The 19,591-nt window shown below is 35.8% G+C and carries 20 protein-coding genes; 17 read left to right on the forward strand and 3 right to left on the reverse strand.

The genetic code is table 11. The features are described from left to right. Positions 1–25: 25 nt before the first annotated feature. The 4 genes from G3A46_RS08535 (at position 26) to G3A46_RS08550 (ending at position 4,768) form a co-directional block, all read left to right on the forward strand. A complete protein-coding gene (locus G3A46_RS08535) occupies positions 26–1,216 on the forward strand; it encodes an acetyl-CoA C-acyltransferase (protein ID WP_165148772.1) in 1,191 nt (396 codons plus the stop codon). Positions 1,217–1,272: 56 nt separating this feature from the next. After that, the gene (locus G3A46_RS08540) at positions 1,273–1,644 is read left to right on the forward strand and encodes a four helix bundle protein (protein WP_165148774.1); all 372 of its coding nucleotides are present in this window, start codon (positions 1,273–1,275) and stop codon (positions 1,642–1,644) included. Between the two features lie 89 nt (positions 1,645–1,733). Continuing rightward, on the forward strand, positions 1,734–3,545 hold the full coding sequence (locus G3A46_RS08545) for an acyl-CoA dehydrogenase family protein (RefSeq protein ID WP_165148776.1): 1,812 nt from the start codon (positions 1,734–1,736) through the stop codon (positions 3,543–3,545). A 338-nt stretch (positions 3,546–3,883) separates the two neighbouring features. Beyond that, positions 3,884–4,768, forward strand: coding sequence for a hypothetical protein (locus G3A46_RS08550; RefSeq protein ID WP_165148778.1), 885 nt, complete (start codon positions 3,884–3,886; stop codon positions 4,766–4,768). A 175-nt stretch (positions 4,769–4,943) separates the two neighbouring features. Here G3A46_RS08550 and G3A46_RS08555 read toward each other — a convergent pair whose 3' ends face one another. After that, positions 4,944–5,486, reverse strand: coding sequence for a Smr/MutS family protein (locus tag G3A46_RS08555; protein WP_165148780.1), 543 nt, complete (start codon positions 5,484–5,486; stop codon positions 4,944–4,946). A gap of 294 nt (positions 5,487–5,780) precedes the next feature. Here G3A46_RS08555 and G3A46_RS08560 point away from each other — a divergent pair, with 294 nt between their 5' ends. The 3 genes from G3A46_RS08560 to G3A46_RS08570 all read left to right on the forward strand — a co-directional run bounded on the left by G3A46_RS08560 (position 5,781) and on the right by G3A46_RS08570 (position 8,417). Continuing rightward, positions 5,781–7,724 (forward strand): T9SS type A sorting domain-containing protein, encoded by a 1,944-nt coding sequence (locus G3A46_RS08560; protein WP_165148782.1) that lies wholly within the window; start codon positions 5,781–5,783, stop codon positions 7,722–7,724. Positions 7,725–7,727: 3 nt separating this feature from the next. Further along, a complete protein-coding gene (locus G3A46_RS08565; RefSeq protein WP_241836872.1) occupies positions 7,728–8,033 on the forward strand; it encodes a DUF2752 domain-containing protein in 306 nt (101 codons plus the stop codon). Between the two features lie 63 nt (positions 8,034–8,096). After that, the gene (locus G3A46_RS08570) at positions 8,097–8,417 is read left to right on the forward strand and encodes a CCC motif membrane protein (protein WP_165148784.1); all 321 of its coding nucleotides are present in this window, start codon (positions 8,097–8,099) and stop codon (positions 8,415–8,417) included. A 206-nt stretch (positions 8,418–8,623) separates the two neighbouring features. Here the strand turns inward: G3A46_RS08570 and G3A46_RS08575 are convergent, their stop codons facing one another. Both G3A46_RS08575 and rocD read right to left on the reverse strand, forming a co-directional pair. Continuing rightward, on the reverse strand, positions 8,624–10,060 hold the full coding sequence (locus tag G3A46_RS08575; RefSeq protein ID WP_165148786.1) for a GEVED domain-containing protein: 1,437 nt from the start codon (positions 10,058–10,060) through the stop codon (positions 8,624–8,626). Positions 10,061–10,592: 532 nt separating this feature from the next. Then, a complete protein-coding gene (gene rocD, locus G3A46_RS08580) occupies positions 10,593–11,837 on the reverse strand; it encodes an ornithine--oxo-acid transaminase (protein ID WP_165148788.1) in 1,245 nt (414 codons plus the stop codon). Positions 11,838–11,983: 146 nt separating this feature from the next. Between rocD and rlmD the strand changes: the two genes are divergently transcribed. From rlmD to upp, 10 genes are all read left to right on the forward strand, one after another. Next, a complete protein-coding gene (gene rlmD, locus G3A46_RS08585; protein ID WP_165148790.1) occupies positions 11,984–13,393 on the forward strand; it encodes a 23S rRNA (uracil(1939)-C(5))-methyltransferase RlmD in 1,410 nt (469 codons plus the stop codon). Between the two features lie 102 nt (positions 13,394–13,495). Beyond that, entirely contained in the window at positions 13,496–13,993 is a 498-nt protein-coding gene (locus G3A46_RS08590; RefSeq protein WP_165148792.1) for a DUF6452 family protein, read from the forward strand. Further along, positions 13,959–14,687, forward strand: coding sequence for a DUF6048 family protein (locus G3A46_RS08595; protein WP_165148794.1), 729 nt, complete (start codon positions 13,959–13,961; stop codon positions 14,685–14,687). The genes G3A46_RS08590 and G3A46_RS08595 overlap by 35 nt, the downstream gene beginning before the upstream one ends. A 159-nt stretch (positions 14,688–14,846) precedes the next feature. Continuing rightward, entirely contained in the window at positions 14,847–15,197 is a 351-nt protein-coding gene (locus G3A46_RS08600) for a hypothetical protein (protein ID WP_165148796.1), read from the forward strand. A gap of 106 nt (positions 15,198–15,303) precedes the next feature. Beyond that, positions 15,304–15,711, forward strand: coding sequence for a DoxX family protein (locus G3A46_RS08605; RefSeq protein ID WP_165148799.1), 408 nt, complete (start codon positions 15,304–15,306; stop codon positions 15,709–15,711). After that, positions 15,708–16,127, forward strand: coding sequence for a sulfur reduction protein DsrE (locus tag G3A46_RS08610; protein WP_165148802.1), 420 nt, complete (start codon positions 15,708–15,710; stop codon positions 16,125–16,127). Before G3A46_RS08605 ends, G3A46_RS08610 begins: the two co-directional genes overlap by 4 nt. Positions 16,128–16,138: 11 nt before the next feature. Further along, positions 16,139–16,525, forward strand: a complete 387-nt coding sequence (locus G3A46_RS08615) for a DsrE family protein (RefSeq protein WP_165148805.1) — start codon at positions 16,139–16,141, stop codon at positions 16,523–16,525. 10 nt (positions 16,526–16,535) lie between these two features. Continuing rightward, positions 16,536–18,191, forward strand: coding sequence for a bifunctional metallophosphatase/5'-nucleotidase (locus G3A46_RS08620; protein WP_165148808.1), 1,656 nt, complete (start codon positions 16,536–16,538; stop codon positions 18,189–18,191). Between the two features lie 26 nt (positions 18,192–18,217). Further along, positions 18,218–18,814, forward strand: coding sequence for a TlpA disulfide reductase family protein (locus G3A46_RS08625; RefSeq protein ID WP_165148811.1), 597 nt, complete (start codon positions 18,218–18,220; stop codon positions 18,812–18,814). 119 nt (positions 18,815–18,933) lie between these two features. Continuing rightward, a complete protein-coding gene (gene upp, locus G3A46_RS08630) occupies positions 18,934–19,587 on the forward strand; it encodes a uracil phosphoribosyltransferase (protein ID WP_165148814.1) in 654 nt (217 codons plus the stop codon). Positions 19,588–19,591 lie beyond the last annotated feature (4 nt).

The following is a 19,591-nucleotide window of genomic DNA, read 5'->3' on the forward strand; positions in this document are numbered from 1 at the left end:
TCATGTCTAAAATCTAAAATCTATTATGAAAACAGCATATATAGTAAAAGCATACAGAACCGCGGTGGGGAAAGCGCCTCGTGGGGTATTCCGCTTTAAACGTCCAGACGAATTGGCGGCGGAGACCATCAAGTATATTATGAACGAATTACCGCAACTCGACAAAAAACGAATTGACGACGTAATTGTTGGTAACGCAATGCCAGAAGCAGAACAAGGCCTTAACGTAGGTCGATTAGTTTCGTTAATGGGATTGGATATCGTGGACATTCCTGGGATGACAGTAAACAGATATTGCGCCTCGGGATTAGAAACTATCTCTATTGCCGCTGCTAAAATCCAAAACGGAATGGCAGATTGTATCATCGCTGGTGGTGCAGAAAGCATGAGCTATATCCCAATGGGAGGTTACAAACCAGTTCCAGATTATCAAGTTGCCAAAGATGGTAAGGAAGACTACTACTGGAATATGGGACTAACAGCAGAAGCTGTTGCTAAAAAATACAACGTTTCTCGCGAAGACCAAGACGAATTTGCATACACGAGTCAGATGCGTGCATTAAAAGCGCAAGAGGAAGGACGATTTAACGATCAGATTGTTCCTATTGAAGTAGAACGTACCTATGTAAACGAAAACGGAAAAAAAGTTACTGAATCTTATACTGTAAATAAAGATGAAGGACCTAGAAAAGACACTAACCTAGAAGCTTTATCAAAACTACGTCCTGTATTTGCGAATGGCGGTAGTGTAACAGCTGGTAACTCATCGCAAATGAGTGACGGTGCTGCTTTCGCGGTTATCATGAGCGAAGAAATGGTGAAAGAATTAAACCTTGAGCCAATTGCAAGAATGGTAAGCTATGCAGCTGTAGGTGTAGAACCTAGTATTATGGGTATCGGGCCATTGTACGCTATCCCAAAAGCTCTGAAACAAGCCGGACTAAAACAAGATCAGTTAGCGCTAATCGAATTAAACGAAGCCTTTGCTTCACAGTCATTAGCAGTAATTCGCGGACTAGATTTAGACAAGGAAATTGTAAACGTAAATGGTGGAGCAATCGCTTTAGGTCACCCACTAGGTTGTACTGGAGCCAAGCTTTCTGTGCAACTATTCGACGAAATGCGCAAACGTAACCTCCAAGGCAAATACGGAATGGTAACTATGTGTGTAGGAACCGGACAAGGAGCTGCTGGGGTTTATGAGTTTCTTAAATAATGACTTAAGACAATAGGACGTAGGACGTAAGACTAAAACTTTAAAACCTTTACAATATGGCAGCGAAGCATAATTTTAGAAAACTTACAATTTGGAAAGAAGGTATTGAATTAACAAAAGAAACTTATTCAACTACAGATACATTTCCAAAGTCCGAAATCTATTCTTTAACTAGTCAATTGCAAAGGGCAGCGGTTTCCATTCCTTCAAACATTGCGGAAGGAACTGCAAAAAGAACTGATAAACATTTTCTCCAATATTTGGATAATGCTCTTGGTTCGGCTTTCGAATGGGAAACTCAACTTATAATTGCGTTTGAAGTTGGTTATATTTCCAATGAAAGATTTAAACATTTGGAAATAAAAATTCAATCAATTCAAGGAATGATTACACGTTTTATGGAAAATTTAGAAAAGAATATTTCGTAAAATTTAATTTTAATATATACAAAAACATTATTGGTGACGGCAAGTCCTACGTCTTATGTCTTACCGTCCTAAGTCAAATCAAAACAAATATGAGCACAACAGAAAAAAACAACGACAACCTTCTCCGCGGCGGACAATTCATAGTTAAAGAAACAAAAGCCGAAGACGTCTTCACTCCTGAAGATTTTACTGAAGAGCAAAAAATGATGCGCGATTCTGTGAAGGAATTCGTAGATCGTGAAATTTGGCCATTAAAAGAACGCTTTGAGCAACACGATTACGCCCTTACCGAAGAAATTATGCGTAAAGCTGGCGAAATGGGACTTCTTGGTGTAGCAGTTCCTGAAGAATACGGCGGATTAGGAATGGGATTCGTAACTACTATGTTAGTATGCGACTATATTTCTGGAGCTAGTGGTTCTGTAGCAACAGCTTTTGGAGCACATACAGGTATCGGAACTATGCCAATTACCCTATACGGTACTGAAGAGCAAAAGAAAAAATACGTTCCTAAATTAGCTACTGGTGAGTGGTTTGGTGCTTATGCACTTACTGAGCCAGGTGCTGGTAGTGATGCAAACAGCGGAAAAACTAAAGCAGTTCTTTCTGAAGATGGAAAATACTACTCAATCTCAGGACAGAAAATGTGGATTTCGAATGCTGGATTCTGTAATACCTTTATTGTATTTGCTAGAATTGAAGACGACAAAAACATTACTGGATTTATCGTAGAAAACGATCCTTCAAACGGAATTTCACTAGGTGAAGAAGAAAAGAAATTAGGTATCCACTCCTCTTCTACTCGCCAAGTTTTCTTTAATGAAACTAAAGTTCCTGTAGAAAACATGTTAGGCGAAAGAGGCGAAGGTTTCAAAATTGCGATGAATGCCTTAAACGTTGGTCGTATTAAACTTGCTGCTGCAGGACTTGACGGACAGCGTAGAGTGATTTCAAAAGCAGTGGAATACGCTAATGAAAGAATTCAGTTTAACGTGCCTATTTCATCTTTTGGAGCTATAAAACTTAAGTTAGCCGAAATGGCAACGAATGCGTATGTAGATGAAAGTGCTTCGTATAGAGCTGCCAAAGATATCGAAGATAGAATTGCACTTCGTATGGAGGCTGGAAATAGCCATCAAGAAGCTGAGCTTAAAGGTGTAGAAGAATACGCTATTGAGTGCTCAATCTTAAAAGTAGCTGTTTCAGAAGACATTCAAAACTGTACAGATGAAGGAATTCAGATTTATGGAGGGATGGGATACAGTGCAGATGCACCAATGGAATCGGCTTGGCGTGATGCTCGAATCACTCGTATTTACGAAGGAACAAACGAGATAAACAGAATGCTTTCAGTTGGAATGCTTGTGAAAAAAGCAATGAAAGGTCACGTAGATCTTTTAAACCCAGCCCAAGCAGTAGCTGACGAATTAATGGGAATCCCATCTTTCGACACTCCAGACTACTCTGAATTACTTTCAGAAGAAAAAGCAATGATTGCTAAATTGAAGAAAGTATTCTTAATGGTGGCAGGAAGTGCAGCTCAAAAATATGGAACTGAACTTGAAGAACACCAACAAACACTTATAGCTGCAGCAGATATCTTAATTGAAATCTATATGGCTGAAAGTGCAATTTTACGTACTGAAAAGAACGCAAAACGCTTTGGTGAAGACACTCAAAAAGAACAAATTGCAATGTCTCAGCTATACTTATACCACGCTGTAGATATTATTACTGTAAAAGCAAAAGAAGCAATTCTTTCTTTCTCTGAAGGTGATGAACAACGTGCAATGCTTATGGGACTTAGAAGATTTACTAAGTACCAAAACATGCCAAACATCGCTGAACTTAGAAAGACAATCTCTAATAAGGTAATTGCGGAGAACACATATCCGTTCTAAGTAGTTTTTTTATAATTAGGATTTTTGGAGGTCCTGGCAAGTTTTACTTGTCAGGATTTTTTTTGTCTGAAATTCATTTAAAAATTCCAACTGATTCTAACTATTAACCGAATAGTTTAACCTCTTACATTTATATTCTCAATTAATAAATCCTAATAGCTGTACCTTCACCTTGATTTGTTGTAAATTAGACAGCTATTTAAAGTAATGATTCATTATAATTACCATTCAATTTTTTTATCTTTATCGCTTTACTTGAATTAATTGATTTTACATTAAAACATTGCAATTAATTCCGATAACTCACTGTTATTAAAAACATTACCAAAACTCATAAAATGAATCGGTTTTTATTTCTTCTTATATTTTCTTCTATTTTTATTCAAAGTTGTGATGACGGTGATATAATTGTGAGGTCTTTTAACTTTGACAATGCAGAACTTAAAACTTGCGGAGACGTAGGGAACTATGTGTTTTATAAAGTAAATCCAGATTCAAAAGAAAGCTTATCGCTTAAAATGGAAGTTTTAGATAGTCTTTATCGCGAAGAAGGAATTGCAAACTACGCCCTTAACGGGACAACTATAGTAGTTGATTATAGAACCTACGACGCAGCATTAGGCAACAACTATTTTTGCAGTAGTATTCCTCCTACTTCACCAAATGTTACTGTAGAATATGTAGCAAGTTCTGGAACTGCGGTACTTACAACTACTTTTTTAATTGAAGACAATGACGGAGTGCCAAGAGAATTTGAATTTGCTGGTGATACCGATGGCGATGGCTTAGACGATATGTACGATTTTGATGATGATGGCGACAATGTGCCAACAGTTTTTGAACTCAATTTAGAAGATGACGATGAAGATCCTTTTTCAAATCCAAAAGATACAGATGGAGATGGAATTCCAGACTTTTTAGACAATGACGATGATAATGATGGAGTACTTACTCGTTTTGAAGATGAAAACTTAGATTTAGATCCGAGAAATGATATCACCGATCCTACTGTGGGTCCTGACTATTTAAACCCTGAAGTAGCTAACTCTTACGGAGTCTTTCAACATCAACCTCACGAATATCAAATTTTTAAAAGTGTTCAAATCACTCTAAAAGATTTGGTTTTAGTAAGAGGTGATGAACAAATTATAATAGAAACCCTAGACATGGGAACTATTGAAAATGTGGAAATTATAACCAAAACCGTAACACCACAGCCTTAGTCTTCGATACATTTTTAAAGCAAATCTCACTGCAAGAGACAAGAGAAAAGAAAAGAGAGAAGAGAGAAGAGAAAAAAGAAAAGAGAGCATCTAGACTCTAGACTCTAGATTCTAGAATCTAGAATCTCACGTCTCACGTCTCAAATCTCACCTCTCACGTCTACCCCCACTACAATTAAACATTCTGATAAATATAAATCTCCGTTGCTCCTCTTCCGTATTTTTGGAAATCGGCATCGTAGTACTTTACGTTATCGTATTGTCTAAAAAGGTATTCGAGTTCGGTGCGAAGTACACCTGCGCCTACTCCGTGGATAAAGACTACTTTTTGGATTCTTTTTGATATTGCAAACTCCAATTGTCTTTTTGCGGTATCCAACTGAATTGTAAGCATATCGTAATTATCCATCCCTCTTGTACTTGGAACGAGTTGATGAATATGAAGATCCACCTCCATAGCTGGAGCGTTGCGTTCTTTAGGTTTTACACGTTTTGTTTTCCCAGGCTTTTTCTGTTCTTTCTCCGAAATGATAGACAAAACATCCTTAGGAATTAAATCTCTTTTAGAAAGCGAACCATCCAAAACAATAAGTTCATTTTTTTGGTATACCAATTCGAATCCATCAGAGGTTTCAAGAGTTACCGTATTGCCACCTAGGGCAGTAACAATACCTGAAATATTATCATCTAAAACCGAAACTTTATCTCCTATTTGCATTTAAGCTGGATGTATTTTTAAAAAAAACCGCTAAGTAATGCTACAATTTTCTTATCTTAACTACCTATAAACGAAAAAATTAGGTATTTTGTAGTATTAGCGTAATTATATAGAATTTTCTTTTTAAATTTAACCTTTTAAAAGTGCCTTAATTTCCCCACAACAAAGGCTTTAAAAATGTAAAAATATGAAATGCGCTTTAACTATTTGCTATTCATACATAATAAATCGATTAGACTGGTAAATAAACTGTGTATCAAACTAAAGCAATAGTTTCATAAATAATTTTTCACGATGAAAAAACAACTACTCTTACTTTCATTCCTTTTAATAGCTACTGGGGTTTTTGCGCAGTTAACAGTAAAACCGAATGGTATAACTGAATCATATATTTATGTGAAAGATCAGATTGTATATGTTGAAAACGACATAAACCTTACTAAGAATCCCACTGCTTCTGTTGAGGCCAGTATCTACTTACGCGATAACGGACAGTTGATACAGGGTGGTACAACTTCTACTAATACAGGAAACGGTTTTCTTTCTGTGCAACAAAACACAAATCCTACCAATACTTTTGCATATTATTACTGGTGCTCGCCAGTAGGAAATCCAGCAGCCGCAACTTCAGTAGGAAACAATTCACATTTTGGAATAAATAGCATTTACGAAGCATTAGGTGGAGCTTTAGGTACAGATGCTAGAATAAGTTATAATGTAGCTTCTAGAAATGGTTTTACAAACCCACGACTAACTATTTCAAGGCGTTGGATTTACACCCACCCTCAACCAGGTACAGAAGCCGAAGGAAATTATGTTAGAATTAACGCTGATAATAACGTTAGAGCAGGTCTAGGTTTTACCATGAAAGGTGTAAACCTTGGAACTAATCCTGGTAATATTATAGAGGGTACTGGAAGTAACCATGACCAAGTTTATGAGTTTAGGGGAAGACCTAATAGTGGTAGTTTTACCATTCCCGTAAAAGCACCTGTTGATGGAGTATCACAAATGACCTTATCCGGTAATCCTTATGCTTCTGCATTAGATTTAAATCAGCTTTTTTACGATACTGGAAATGAAGAATTAGGAGTGTTTTGGTATTACGATGAAGATAGAAATGAACACTCACATTTATACACCGACAAACCTTTTGGCTATGGCACATGGACTCCAGGGTCTAAAGACAACGATGGTGATTTAGCTGATAACAATCCTCCAGGTTCTTATACTGCAGCACCTTTTTACATTTGGAATGCAGCAGGAACTAATAGTGGCACATCTACTGGAGTTGGTGGGAGTAATCAAAATAAGCGATACGCACCAATCGGACAAGGAATTATGTTTGTTGGTCAAAATGACGGGAATGTCACTATTAAAAATTCGCATAGAATATTTGTGAAGGAAGGAGCACCCGGTTCTGTATTTCAAAGACCATCAGATGATATTTCAATTAGCAATACAAGAGATATAGGGGAACTTACAGCTTCCCTTCCCACAGATTTAGATACTCGTGATCCTCAAACTCGAATTTACGCAGTATTTGATGATGCTTTAACTAGGGATATGTTATTAGTGTTTTCCGAACAGGCAACTGATGGATACGACCGTGGATTAGATGGTCTTAGTCCTATGGGATTAAATACCGATGCTTACTTTCCTGTTGGTGACGATAGCGATCGTTTGCCTTATGTAATTAACGCAGTTAACTACGATGAAAACAAGCAAATTCCTATTAACTTCAAATTAAACAAGACTACAGAAATTAAACTTTTAATTGCTGAGGAGGTTAAAAAGCCTTACGAGAAAATATTCTTATACGACCGTCAAGACAATTCATTTAGACGTATAGGAACACGCCTTACATTTCCTTTCAGTTTAACTTTGGATGCAGGACATTACGACAACAGATTTTTCATTGTCTTTAAGAAAGCAGAATACCGCAATAATTCATCTACCGCTTCTATCGAAGATCAGGAAAAAATTATTGCTAGTGTAGCGATGTTCCAAAACAATCCACAAAAACAACTAGAAATCAGCAATCCTGAAGGCCATACTATTAAGTCTGCCATTGTTTACGATATGAACGGGAAAATGGTAATTCAAAAGCAAAACTTAGGAGCTAACAATAGCTATAGTTTCTATACTGGAAACTTAAGTGATGGTGTGTATCTGGTAAAACTTACTACCAAAGACGATATTACAATAGATTATAAGGCGATAGTTCACAACAAGTAAAAAATGTCTTCTGTGTTAACAACCGGATTTGAAGACTACATGATTCCTTGTGTAAACAAGAAAATCTTTGGAGTAGAATGTTTGGGTTGTGGAATGCAACGTTCATTTGTTCATGTTTTTACAGGTGAATTTGCTGCGGCCTTTAAAGTTTATCCTGCTATTTATACTATACTATTACTATTAGCAGTGATTTTTGTAAACTTTTTCGTGAAGTTTAAATTCGATTATCAAATTAAGATTGGCCTTATCGTGCTGAATGCCATTGTAATAGTAGTGAGTTATTTTATTAAAATGAATCAATTTGTCTAGCTAAAATATTAGGGCTTCAAAAAAATTGGTACTTTTAAACAACCAACCAAAAACAAAATTTTTATGGAACAACAAAAATTACCCAATTCAACCTTAATTCTCGTTTTCGGAATTATATCTATAGTCACTTGTTGTTGCTATGGACTAGGTCTAATTTTCGGAATTGTAGCCATTGTAATGGCTGGCACTGCAACTAAGTTGTATATGGAAAACCCAGAGCTTTATACAGGATACCAAAATGTAAAAACCGGAAAGATTCTGTCGTATATAGGAATTGCGTTAAGTGTAATTTACCTAATATATGTTATCTATCTATTTTCAACATTCGGTATGGAAGGTATTATGAATATGAACGAAGAGCTTATGAAAGAATACGGAATGTAATCTTTCAAGCTAACCAATAAAGAAATGGCCTCGATGAAAATCGGGGCCGTTTTGATTTATAGCAAAACCTAATTGATCGCACTAGCAAACCAGACAGGTTCTGGATGTTGATTCATCACTCAAACCTGTCAGGTTTAACTAACTAGTATAAAAAAACCGCCCAAATAGGCGGCTTTTTCATTTTTATGTAATTATTTACTAATCGATTATTCCTTAAGAACTTTAAAGTTTTCTATACTTCCATCATCGAATGCTACGCGGAACATATAAGCTCCAATTTGTAAGTTGGATAAATCAACCAATCCGTTTTCGAGGTTTTCTTTTACCAATACTTGTTGGCCAAGAATATTTACAACTGACACTGAATTAATTTCCTTATTCGCTGTAATCTTAACAACACCACTCGTTGGGTTCGGGTAATAAGAAAATGCAGTAGAAGTTTGATTTTCGACACCTAATTCATCTTCAACTATAATGGTATAGTCTTCCCCTTGTCCATATAAGTAAACACCACATGGGTCTGTAGGCGAAGTATCCCAGTTTTTAATAACTCGCATAGTAGTTTCTCCAAGAACGGCACTGGTTGGAACTGTAATTGTCCCGGTGGTCTGCTCTCCATCTGTACCTGAAGAGTTAGCTATATACCCGATTTCATACATTTCATCAGCTTCGAACTCATCATTCTGATTCCAATCAATCCAAACTGTAAAATAGCAAAGGAAACCATTTGTGTTACCCGCAAGAGCAATATCGTAAGATATTCCTTGAGCCATAACACCTTGTATATTTGTAAAATCTTCCAGCGCTGGCGAACCGTCAATTGCAGCACTTGATGTGTTATCGATATTGGCTAACACAACACGTGTTATAGGTTCAATAGTATCAGAAATATCAAAGCAAATTGGATCTCCAGCAACCACTACATCACAATGTAATTTAAACACTCCGTGATGAATTCCTCCATCATCATCTGGCGTCCATGGCCCTAAAAATTCACTCATATGAATTACTTCTCCAAGTGTACCTGCGGAAGTTCCTTCCCAAAATGCCATAGGTGAATCCACCTCAGGTTGCATCCAGTAAGACGTACCTGAAGCTCCACCATCAAAATTGAAATCAACTTCTACGTAAATAGCATAGACTGTGTATCCAAAAGCTGCACCAATTGGCACTTGAGCATAAGGCGTAAGTCCAGTTTCAGAGGCTATTAATGTAGCTCCAGGCTTACCGCCATCGTCTTCATAAAAATTAAAATCTACAGAAGAAACAGGATAGTTCGCAAATACATTAAATACGATAGAGCGAACATTTAAACTTTCATTTGGCGATACATAAAAGTCGTCTGCACTTCTATAGCCACTTTCAGCAGTAATATTAAATCCGTTTTCAAATCCGTTACTATCATCCCCTTGATCACAATCCTGAACGTTAATCCTATCAGCAGTATTTATAGAAGTTTCATTTATAGAGCTTGGGTTATTTCTAGATTGTTGAGTGATGCCGCTACTCGATTTTAAAGCTTGTTTTGAATGAAGTTGAGTTAATGTTTTAGACGAGTTTTGAGCTGTAATGGAAGTTGACACTCCAAAGATTAAAGCAAATGACAAAAGCCATAAGTGGTAGAAGGGTAATTTTTTTCTCATAAGAAACTAATTAAGAATTAAAATTTAATAAAAATAAAGTCAATAAGCCATGGCGAACTGCTGTAACATTTAAATTGTAAGCAATAACACATTGCTAATAGATATGTTTAGAACCTTAATAAAGCTTATGTTTTTACTTCATTTTTAACGATAATACTATTAATACTTTCTAAACTTAACCATAATAATTAACAAATACCAAAAGCATTTTCTGTCAATTTTATAAATCTAAGACAGGAAAAAGTTAAGTAATTGAATATCAATGTTGTTTTGATTCACCACCAATCTTGACAGGTTTTGGATTTTTGGCTCCGCGATCAAACCTGACAGGTTTTGGATTTATGATTCATTACTCAAACCTGACAGGTTTTGGAAACCTGTCAGGTTTAATATTCGGCAACATTTGGTGTTACGTTATCAAGGAATTTAATCTCTCAAATTAACCCCATAAAAAAACGGCCTCGATGTATATCGAGACCGCTTTAGTTTATAGGCTAACCCTAAGGTTGTAGTACCCTATTTGGTTTTACTATTATTTTTCAAACTCTTTTAAAGTTTTAGTAATAATTGACACACAGTCCATCAATTGCTCTTCGTTCATTACCAATGGTGGTGCAAAACGGATAATGTTTCCGTGGGTTGGCTTAGCTAGAAGTCCGTTATCACGAAGCTTTAAGCAGATATTCCAAGCCGTATCACCATCTTCAGAATCGTTAATTACAATAGCATTCAGCAATCCTTTTCCGCGTACTAGCTTACAGATATTACTATTTTCAATAAACTTGTTTAATTCGTCACGGAACAGTTTTCCAAGTTTTTCAGCGTTTTCAGCAAGGTTTTCTTCTTTTACAACTGTTAGCGCAGCCATTGCTACAGCAGCAGCTACAGGGTTTCCACCAAAAGTAGAACCGTGGTTTCCTGGCTGAATTACACTCATAATTTCATCGTTTGCCAAAACAGCCGAAACTGGATAAGCTCCACCACTTAACGCTTTCCCTAAGATTAAAAGGTCTGGTTTTACATTTTCGTGATCTACAGCTAAAAGTTTTCCTGTACGCGCAATTCCTGTTTGTACTTCATCTGCAATAAACAATACATTGTGTTTTTCGCATAGTGCTTTTGCCTTGCTTAAATATCCTTCTGAAGGAACATAAACTCCTGCTTCACCTTGAATTGGCTCTACCAAGAATCCAGCAATATTTTTATTGCTTTCCAAGTGTTTTTCCAGTGCTTCAAGATTGTCGTATTCAATTTTTATAAATCCTTTAGTATAAGGACCGAAGTTTTTACGAGCTACTGGGTCGTTACTGAAGGAAATAATAGTAGTGGTTCTTCCGTGGAAGTTGTTTTCACAAACTATAATTTCGGCTTCATTTTCATCGATACCTTTCTTTTCGTAAGCCCATTTTCTACAAATTTTCAAAGCTGTTTCCACTGCTTCGGCACCTGTATTCATCGGTAATAATTTGTCGAAGTTGAAATACTCACAAGCAAATTTTTCATATTTACCTAGCATATCATTGTGAAATGCACGTGATGTAAGTGTAAGAGTTCTAGCCTGCTCGTCCATTGCACCAACAATTTTTGGGTGGCAATGTCCTTGGTTCACTGCAGAATAAGCCGAAAGAAAATCGTAGTATTTCTTGCCTTCTACATCCCAAACATAAACACCTTCCCCTTTGTTTAAAACTACTGGAAGTGGGTGGTAGTTATGGGCTCCATATTTGTTTTCTAATTCGATTGCTTTCTGTGAAGCTGATTGTTCTAAAACTGACATAAAATTGTAATATTTTGAAATAAAATAGATTTGATTCCTACTTAATGGAGAGAAATCATCCTTGGAGCGCAAATTACTAAATAATTACCACTTTTTTTAGTGCCTTAACAGGATTTAAACCTTACAATTGTGCTATTTTTGCGCCTATGGCGAGAAAAAATAAAAGGGTAATCCTTGAAAATTTAGAGGTGATAGACGCTGGCGCTAAAGGCAAAGCAGTTGCTAAGGCAGACGACGGCAGAATTGTTTTTATTAACAATGCGGTTCCCGGCGATATTGTAAATGTGCAAACTACAAAAAAGAGAAAAGGCTTTTTTGAAGGTTCGGCAATTTCTTTTTCAAAATATTCTGAAAAAAGAGTTGAACCCGTTTGTCCGCATTTCGGTACTTGTGGAGGTTGTAAGTGGCAAAATATGGGCTACGAACATCAGCTATTTTACAAGCATAAAGAAGTAGAACAAAACCTTAAACGCATTGGGAAAATTGAGCTTCCTGAATTTGAACCTATATTAGGTTCAGAAAAGCAATATTTCTATCGCAATAAAATGGAATTTTCATTTAGTGATAGCAAATGGCTTACGCTAGATCAAATTAGAAGCGGCGAGGTAATCGAAAACCGAAATGCCTTAGGCTTCCATATTCCTGGAATGTGGGATAAGATTTTAGATTTAGATAAGTGTTTTTTACAAGCCGACCCAAGTAATGCTATCCGAGATTTTGTTAAGGCAAAGGCCGAAGAATTAAATCTGCCTTTCTTCAACACTAGAAATCAAGAAGGTTTTTTAAGAACCTTGATGATTCGTACTTCTTCAACTCAAGAAGTAATGGTCTTGATTCAATTTTACTACGAGGATAAGGAAAATAGGGAGTTACTACTAAAAGCTATCTCTGAAGAATTCCCTCAAATTACTTCCCTTTTATACGTTATCAATTCAAAAGGAAACGATACCATTTACGATCAAGAAATCGGACTTTTCTACGGAAGAGACCATATTTTTGAAGAAATGGAAGGCTTAAAGTTTAAGATTAATGCGAAGTCTTTTTACCAAACGAATAGCGAACAAGCCTACGAACTTTACAAAGTAACCCGCGATTTTGCTGGTTTAAGCGGCAACGAATTGGTTTACGATTTATATACTGGAACAGGAACTATAGCGCAATTTGTCGCTAAAAAAGCTAAGAAAGTTGTTGGGGTTGAAGCTGTGCCTGATGCTATTGAAGCTGCAAAAGAAAACGCACTTTTAAATAAAATCGATAACGCCGAGTTTTATGTAGGCGATATGAAAAAGGTTTTCAATGAAGAGTTTATCAATACTCACGGAAAGCCAGACGTTGTAATTACCGACCCACCACGAGACGGAATGCACGCCGATGTTGTACAGCAGTTATTGAATTTAGAAGCACAACGAATTGTATATGTAAGTTGTAATAGTGCAACTCAAGCTCGCGATTTGGCACTTTTAGATGAAAAGTATAAAGTAATTAAAGTACAGCCTGTAGATATGTTCCCGCAAACACATCACGTAGAAAATGTTGTACTTTTGGAGAAACGCTAATTAAATTAGACGGAGGACAATTTCAATCTTAAGACTTCTATTTTGAATGTTTTAGTCTTAGATTCTATGTCAAAAAGGTGTTTAGGTCAATTTTAAAAAACTATGTTTAAAAGAATTATACTTCTCTTTCTTATTATTTATGCCTTTAAAGGGTGTACAAAAGATGATATCTGCCCACCAGATACTGCAACAACGTCTAATTTGGTGATAACGTTTAATGATATCGCAAACCCTACGGTGCTTAAGAAAGTTAATTTTTTGACTGTAAAAACAAATAATTCAGATTCCATTGAAGTTATTCCGCGAAGCAGTACAGATTCTATAGTACTTCCGCTTAATACAAACCGAGATACCACAAAATACCTTTTTATAAAAACCACAATTACTGAAACCGATACTATTGTAAACATTGATAAAATGATGTTTACTTATAGTAGAGAAAATGGCTACGTAAATCGTGCCTGTGGTTTTAGAACGGAATTCGATAATTTGAATTTTACTTTAGAAGAAGAAGGCAACGAGAATTGGATTGAACAAGTAATACCAAAACGAGAAACTGTAAAAGATGAAAATAGCGCTCACCTTACTTTGCTGCATTAGTCTATTTTGCGGCACTCAATCTATGGTGGCGCAAAAAAATAAAAATGCTAACGATACTATTCCGAAGATTGAAAAATACGGATTGCGTGTTGGAGCAGATTTATCTAAACCTTTAAGAACATTACTCGAAGACGGATATTCTGGCTTTGAAATTATAGGAGATTTTAGGGTTACGGATAAATTCTATGCTGCAGCAGAATTAGGAAACGAAAAGAAAGATTGGGTAGAACCTTATGTATCTTCCAAAACCAGCGGTAGCTATGCCAAACTTGGGTTCGATTACAACGCCTACGAAAATTGGCTTGGAATGGAAAACGCTATTACTATTGGCTTACGCTACGGATTTTCAACATTTAAGCAGGAGTTAATTAGCTACAGAATCTATACAGACAATCCAGCATATCCCAACGAAACTATTTACGACTCTCAAGAATTTACAGGCTTAACAGCACATTGGGCAGAATTAATTGTAGGGGTAAAAACCGAGGTGTTAAACAACATCTACCTATCTATAAACCTTCAACTAAAAAGAAAAGTAGCCGAAGACAAACCCAATAACTTCGACAATCTATACATACCAGGTTACAACAGAACCTATGATTATAGCGAATTTGGCGTAGGTTATGGATATTCTATTTCCTATTTAATTCCTATTTTCAAGAAAAATAAAACTACAGAAGCTGAGAGTAAGTAGTTTTTATTAGTTCAGAGTTATGAGTTATGAGTTGTGAGTTATGAGTTGTGAGTTATTTGTGTGGAGATTATAAAATTCCGTCGGTTAATCCGAACTTTCGCTAATCAATGTAACCTAAGTTACACTCTAATTATAAAGTATTATTTAGATTTGCTAGTAATGAAACCTAAAAACACAATAGCTTTTATCTTCGCCGGACTTATCTTGATGAGTTTGGTTTTTAATAGTTATAGTGGTTTCGCGCATTTAGTTTCAGATAATATCACGTTTGTAAAGCCTTATTGTAAAAACAAAACATCTACAGTTGCTGATTCAAAAGCTGAAGTAATCGAATATCAGCACGAACAACAGGCTCAAATATCACTTATTTGCACATCATTTGTCGACTTTATAAGCCCTGAATTTACCTTGGTTTACAGTGAAGACAACTATGAGAATTTCACTTTTAAAGAGTTCCTCAAATTAAACTTGTTTGACGAACGAAACTACCTCCCTCCTCGCCTTTCATAAATATTTTCAGGCATTTTATTTTTTATCGATTTAGGAACACCTGATTTTATAGGTGAATAGATTTTGCTATCGATAAAATATCTTTCAATCTTTAACTTACATATTTATGACCCCAACTCTAACCGTTGGCAAACGCTCTGTGCAGATATTACGCATTATGGTAAGCGGAATATTTTTAATGGCGGGAGCCAATCACTTAATTGAAATTGAAAAAACAGTAAATCGCATTCAGATGGCTAAATTCAAGGGATTTGCCGAGTTTTTTGGCAACCTTGAACTATTAGTGACACTATCAGGAATTGTAATGTTGGCGGCAGGGATTTGCTTTTTAATTGGCTTTAAAACCCGATGGGCGGCTATGGTATTACTCGCTGTGCTTATCCCCATAACTATTACCATTCAGATAGGACAAGTAAACAGTCTAGGGCCACTTTTTAAAAATATAGCAATCGCTGGAGGCCTACTCTTTTTTATTTTAAACGACTTCAATAACAACAAAATACAATCACAATGAAAACACTAGTTTCAACTTTTATACTTTCTCTATTTATGTTAATGGGGAATATACAGCATACAATAGCTCAAGAAGCTGAAAAACAAAACTATGTAGTACTCACAAAAAAAGTACAACAACTCAAGCCAATCCTTTTGGCTGCAAAAGAACTTTCAAAAGAAGATGGAAAAGACTTCGGGAATTTTGAAATTATTATTTGTGGAAAGGAAATCGGCAATTTAACCGATTTGGAATCTATGAAACCTCATCTTAAAGAAGCGAAAAATATAGGTGCAAACATCGTAGCCTGTGGATTTTCATTAAAGAAATTTAATGTCGATCCGAAAAAGCTTCCGAAGAAAATGGAAATAATAGATAATGGAATATCACACAACCTAAAGCTTCAGCAAAAAGGATATTTAAGCTTAGGACTTTAAAAATTTAAATTATGAAAAATATATTTATAGTACTTATCGCCTTAGTAAGTTTTAGTGTAACAGCCCAACAACAGCAAATTACAGATGATTTTGTGGTACTCACTTCAAACCCTGAACAGCTAAAACCAATCTTACTCGCAGCTAAAGAATTAAATACCTCTGGAGACTTTAAAATCATTCTTTACGGGGCGAATGTATCTCCAATAAAAACTTCTGACACTGAGGAAAACCGAAAGCAGGCAATAAAGCAAAATGTGAGTCTGAATGTGTGCAAAATGTCTTTAGACCGTCTAAAAATAGACCCTAAAGATTTACCTAAAGAAGTGGAAGTTGTAGATAATGCCTTTTTAACTGCCTTCCAACTTCAGAAAAAAGGATATAAATTATTAAGCCTTTAAAATAACCAAAATGAAACCAAATCTAATTTATACATATATTGCTTTAATTGTGGGTGTTGCAACATTTATAGCTTGGAACAGCCCTAATTTTAACAAAAATCCCCAAGCAAACAGCGATACGCAAGACACTTTAAAAATCACGATTTTACAAACTGCAGATATTCACGGGCAATTAGATCCACACCCTGAGTTATTTTGGGAAAACAACGAGATTGTCTTTAAGAAGCGTGGCGGTTTAGCCCATATAAAAACGCTTTTTGACGAAGAAAGAAAGAAAAATCCTGGAAAAACCCTCATTGTAGATGGTGGCGATTTAATTCAAGGAAGTGGTTATGTGGCTTTCTCTGAGGGTGAAGTAATGTCCGATGTAATCAAAAACATGAACTACGATGTGTTAATTCCTGGAAATTGGGAAGTAATTTACGGCAAGCAAAAAATGCTTGAAGTTTATGAAAAGTTTGAAACCCCTACCATTGTTCAGAATATGAAACATGAAGACAGTAATGAAAATCTTTACCCTTCATATTTAGTAAAGGAAATTAATGGCGTTCGTCTTGGATTTATCGGCATAAACGACCCAGATGTTCCCATAAGACAGAACCCCATTTTCAGTAAAGGAATTAATTTTAGTCAAATAGACAACAGTGTAAAAAAGTTTATAGACAAGGTAAAGGTAGATGAGAAAATTGATGTGATGTTTTTAGTTACGCATATCGGTATCTATAAGCAGGTTACCTTGGCCAATAGCCCAATTGCTGAAAACGTAGATTATATTCTAGGAAATGACACCCACGAACGCGTTAGGCAACCCATACAAGGTACATATGCAAAAGTTACAGAGCCGGGAGCTTTTGGATCGTTTGTAGGAAAGCTAAACTTATATTTTGTTAATAATAAGTTGGTAAAAGACGATTATGAACTTATAGATGTAGATCCTGAAGTGTATAAAGCGGATCCAGAAATACAAGCTATAATAAACAAAAACAAAGCTCCGTATCAAGAAAATCTTGAAACTATTGTAGGGTACACAACGGAGCCATTGTATCGATATCTTACAGTTGAAAATCCTATGGATAATTTAATAACCGACGCGGCACGCTGGAAAACTGGAGCAGATATTTCAATTTCAAACGGGTTTAGATTTGGCAATCCTATAGTTCCTAAAGATGGTGAACCAGCAGCAATAACTCGGGCAAACCTATGGAACCTAATGCCTGTTAATGAGCCCGTAAAAACAGGGAAAGCCACAGGGAAACAAATAAAAATGTGGTTGGAAAAAGAGATGCATAACGCTTTTGCACAAAATGCTACAGAACGATTTGGCGGATGGCTGGTACGATTTTCAGGAATGAAAGTTGAGTTTAACAGTCAGAATGATAAAAATGAACGAATAATATCTATTGAAGTAAATGGCGAACCACTTGATGAAAATAGATATTACACAATTTCTGCATGTGAACGTCCTGGAGATCCAGACCACGTACTGTGTAGAATGCCTAATGTAATTGATGTTGAAACTAAGGATTATACCATTCACGAAGTGGTAGAAGAATACTTAAAGCTTCACTCCCCTATTACGCCAAAAATGGACGGTCGAGCATATTGTGAGTATTTGGGTGTGAATTCGTTTTCTACAGTGCCAGGTACAGATTACATTTTTAAATAAAAAACAACTTTTTAAAAAAATTGAGTATGAACAAAAAAATAAAGAAAAACTTAATCGAATACGGAGTATTCGCAGTAGTGATACTCGGAATTTACTTTTCTGGAATTCACACTGAAATTATCGGTTTTGCACAACGTGGATTATTAGCTACAGGTGCAATGAATCCAGATATTGAAAAAGTAGAAGAAGATATTACAGAAAAAGGTCCTACAGCAACAAAAGCCGATTTCAATTTACAGTTAATAAATTCTAAAGGGGAAAAGGTTTCTATGGAACAATTTCGTGGGAAAGTAATATTTATAAACCTTTGGGCTACTTGGTGTCCGCCATGTATAGCAGAAATGCCTAGCATAAACAAAATGTACAACGACATCGATAAGGATAAAGTTGAAGTGCTCATGATTTCTTTTGATCGTAAGTTTGAAAAGGCGATAGATTATAAAAAGAGAAACAATTTTGACTTTGAAGTTTATGCACCAATAGCAGCAATGCCAAGAATGTATGAGTCGCAAAGTATCCCTACTACATATATTATAAATTCAAAAGGAGAATTGGTGTTTACTCACAAAGGAATGGCCGATTACGATAGACAGGATTTTAAAGACTTCTTGAAAAGCCTTTAAAACATTCACTATTCATTCATTTTAAAAGACCATCCTCTTAAAAGAAGGTGGTCTTTTTTTTGGATTTAGTGCTTTGTTTTTTTGAGAAACTTTATCTTAGTACACATATCTAAATTATTATGATAATAAACGATTTCAGCAAAGAGAATTCTTTAATCAGTAAATACATTTTTGAGCTTCGCGATGTTTCGATTCAAAAAGATTCCATGCGTTTTAGAAGAAATATAGAACGCATTGGTGAAATTATGAGCTATGAGATTAGTAAAACCTTAAACTATGAAACCGTTAAGGTCACTACTCCACTAGGTGAAAAGGAAGTATATGTTCCTGACAACAAAATAGTATTATGCTCTATTTTACGCGCCGGACTTCCGCTTCACAATGGAGTTTTAAATTATTTCGATTCGGTTGAAAACGCTTTTATTTCTGCTTACAGAGAACATCCAAATGATGATGATGGCTTTGAAGTTATCGTTAGCTATCTAGCTTCACCTTCTATAGAAGGAAAAACATTGATACTTGTAGACCCTATGCTTGCAACAGGAAAAACATTGGAAAATGTATTGGAAGCTTTAAAAAATCACGGAAAACCAAAGCAAATACACATACTATCTGTGATTGGTGCTAAACCAGGGATTGAATATGTTGAAAATATTTTCCCCGCAGACACACATCTATGGATAGCGGCTGTGGATGACAGTTTAAACAGTCGTGGATATATTATTCCAGGTTTGGGTGACGCAGGAGATTTAGCTTATGGCGAAAAGCTATAAGTTT

The sequence above is a fragment of the Aequorivita sp. KMM 9714 genome, assembly GCF_011065475.1.
Taxonomy (GTDB): domain Bacteria; phylum Bacteroidota; class Bacteroidia; order Flavobacteriales; family Flavobacteriaceae; genus Aequorivita; species Aequorivita sinensis.

Excerpts from the sequence above, each read along its gene's own strand:
- G3A46_RS08570 (WP_165148784.1), top strand. The coding sequence starts at position 8,097 with ATGGAACAACAAAAATTACCCAATTCAACCTTAATTCTCGTTTTCGGA.
- G3A46_RS08565 (WP_241836872.1), top strand. The coding sequence starts at position 7,728 with ATGTCTTCTGTGTTAACAACCGGATTTGAAGACTACATGATTCCTTGT.
- G3A46_RS08620 (WP_165148808.1), top strand. The coding sequence starts at position 16,536 with ATGAAACCAAATCTAATTTATACATATATTGCTTTAATTGTGGGTGTT.
- G3A46_RS08540 (WP_165148774.1), top strand. The coding sequence starts at position 1,273 with ATGGCAGCGAAGCATAATTTTAGAAAACTTACAATTTGGAAAGAAGGT.
- G3A46_RS08545 (WP_165148776.1), top strand. The coding sequence starts at position 1,734 with ATGAGCACAACAGAAAAAAACAACGACAACCTTCTCCGCGGCGGACAA.
- G3A46_RS08550 (WP_165148778.1), top strand. The coding sequence starts at position 3,884 with ATGAATCGGTTTTTATTTCTTCTTATATTTTCTTCTATTTTTATTCAA.
- rocD (WP_165148788.1), bottom strand. The coding sequence starts at position 11,837 with ATGTCAGTTTTAGAACAATCAGCTTCACAGAAAGCAATCGAATTAGAA.
- G3A46_RS08575 (WP_165148786.1), bottom strand. The coding sequence starts at position 10,060 with ATGAGAAAAAAATTACCCTTCTACCACTTATGGCTTTTGTCATTTGCT.
- G3A46_RS08610 (WP_165148802.1), top strand. The coding sequence starts at position 15,708 with ATGAAAACACTAGTTTCAACTTTTATACTTTCTCTATTTATGTTAATG.
- G3A46_RS08560 (WP_165148782.1), top strand. The coding sequence starts at position 5,781 with ATGAAAAAACAACTACTCTTACTTTCATTCCTTTTAATAGCTACTGGG.
- rlmD (WP_165148790.1), top strand. The coding sequence starts at position 11,984 with ATGGCGAGAAAAAATAAAAGGGTAATCCTTGAAAATTTAGAGGTGATA.
- upp (WP_165148814.1), top strand. The coding sequence starts at position 18,934 with ATGATAATAAACGATTTCAGCAAAGAGAATTCTTTAATCAGTAAATAC.
- G3A46_RS08615 (WP_165148805.1), top strand. The coding sequence starts at position 16,139 with ATGAAAAATATATTTATAGTACTTATCGCCTTAGTAAGTTTTAGTGTA.
- G3A46_RS08605 (WP_165148799.1), top strand. The coding sequence starts at position 15,304 with ATGACCCCAACTCTAACCGTTGGCAAACGCTCTGTGCAGATATTACGC.
- G3A46_RS08535 (WP_165148772.1), top strand. The coding sequence starts at position 26 with ATGAAAACAGCATATATAGTAAAAGCATACAGAACCGCGGTGGGGAAA.
- G3A46_RS08625 (WP_165148811.1), top strand. The coding sequence starts at position 18,218 with ATGAACAAAAAAATAAAGAAAAACTTAATCGAATACGGAGTATTCGCA.
- G3A46_RS08590 (WP_165148792.1), top strand. The coding sequence starts at position 13,496 with ATGTTTAAAAGAATTATACTTCTCTTTCTTATTATTTATGCCTTTAAA.
- G3A46_RS08555 (WP_165148780.1), bottom strand. The coding sequence starts at position 5,486 with ATGCAAATAGGAGATAAAGTTTCGGTTTTAGATGATAATATTTCAGGT.
- G3A46_RS08595 (WP_165148794.1), top strand. The coding sequence starts at position 13,959 with ATGAAAATAGCGCTCACCTTACTTTGCTGCATTAGTCTATTTTGCGGC.
- G3A46_RS08600 (WP_165148796.1), top strand. The coding sequence starts at position 14,847 with ATGAAACCTAAAAACACAATAGCTTTTATCTTCGCCGGACTTATCTTG.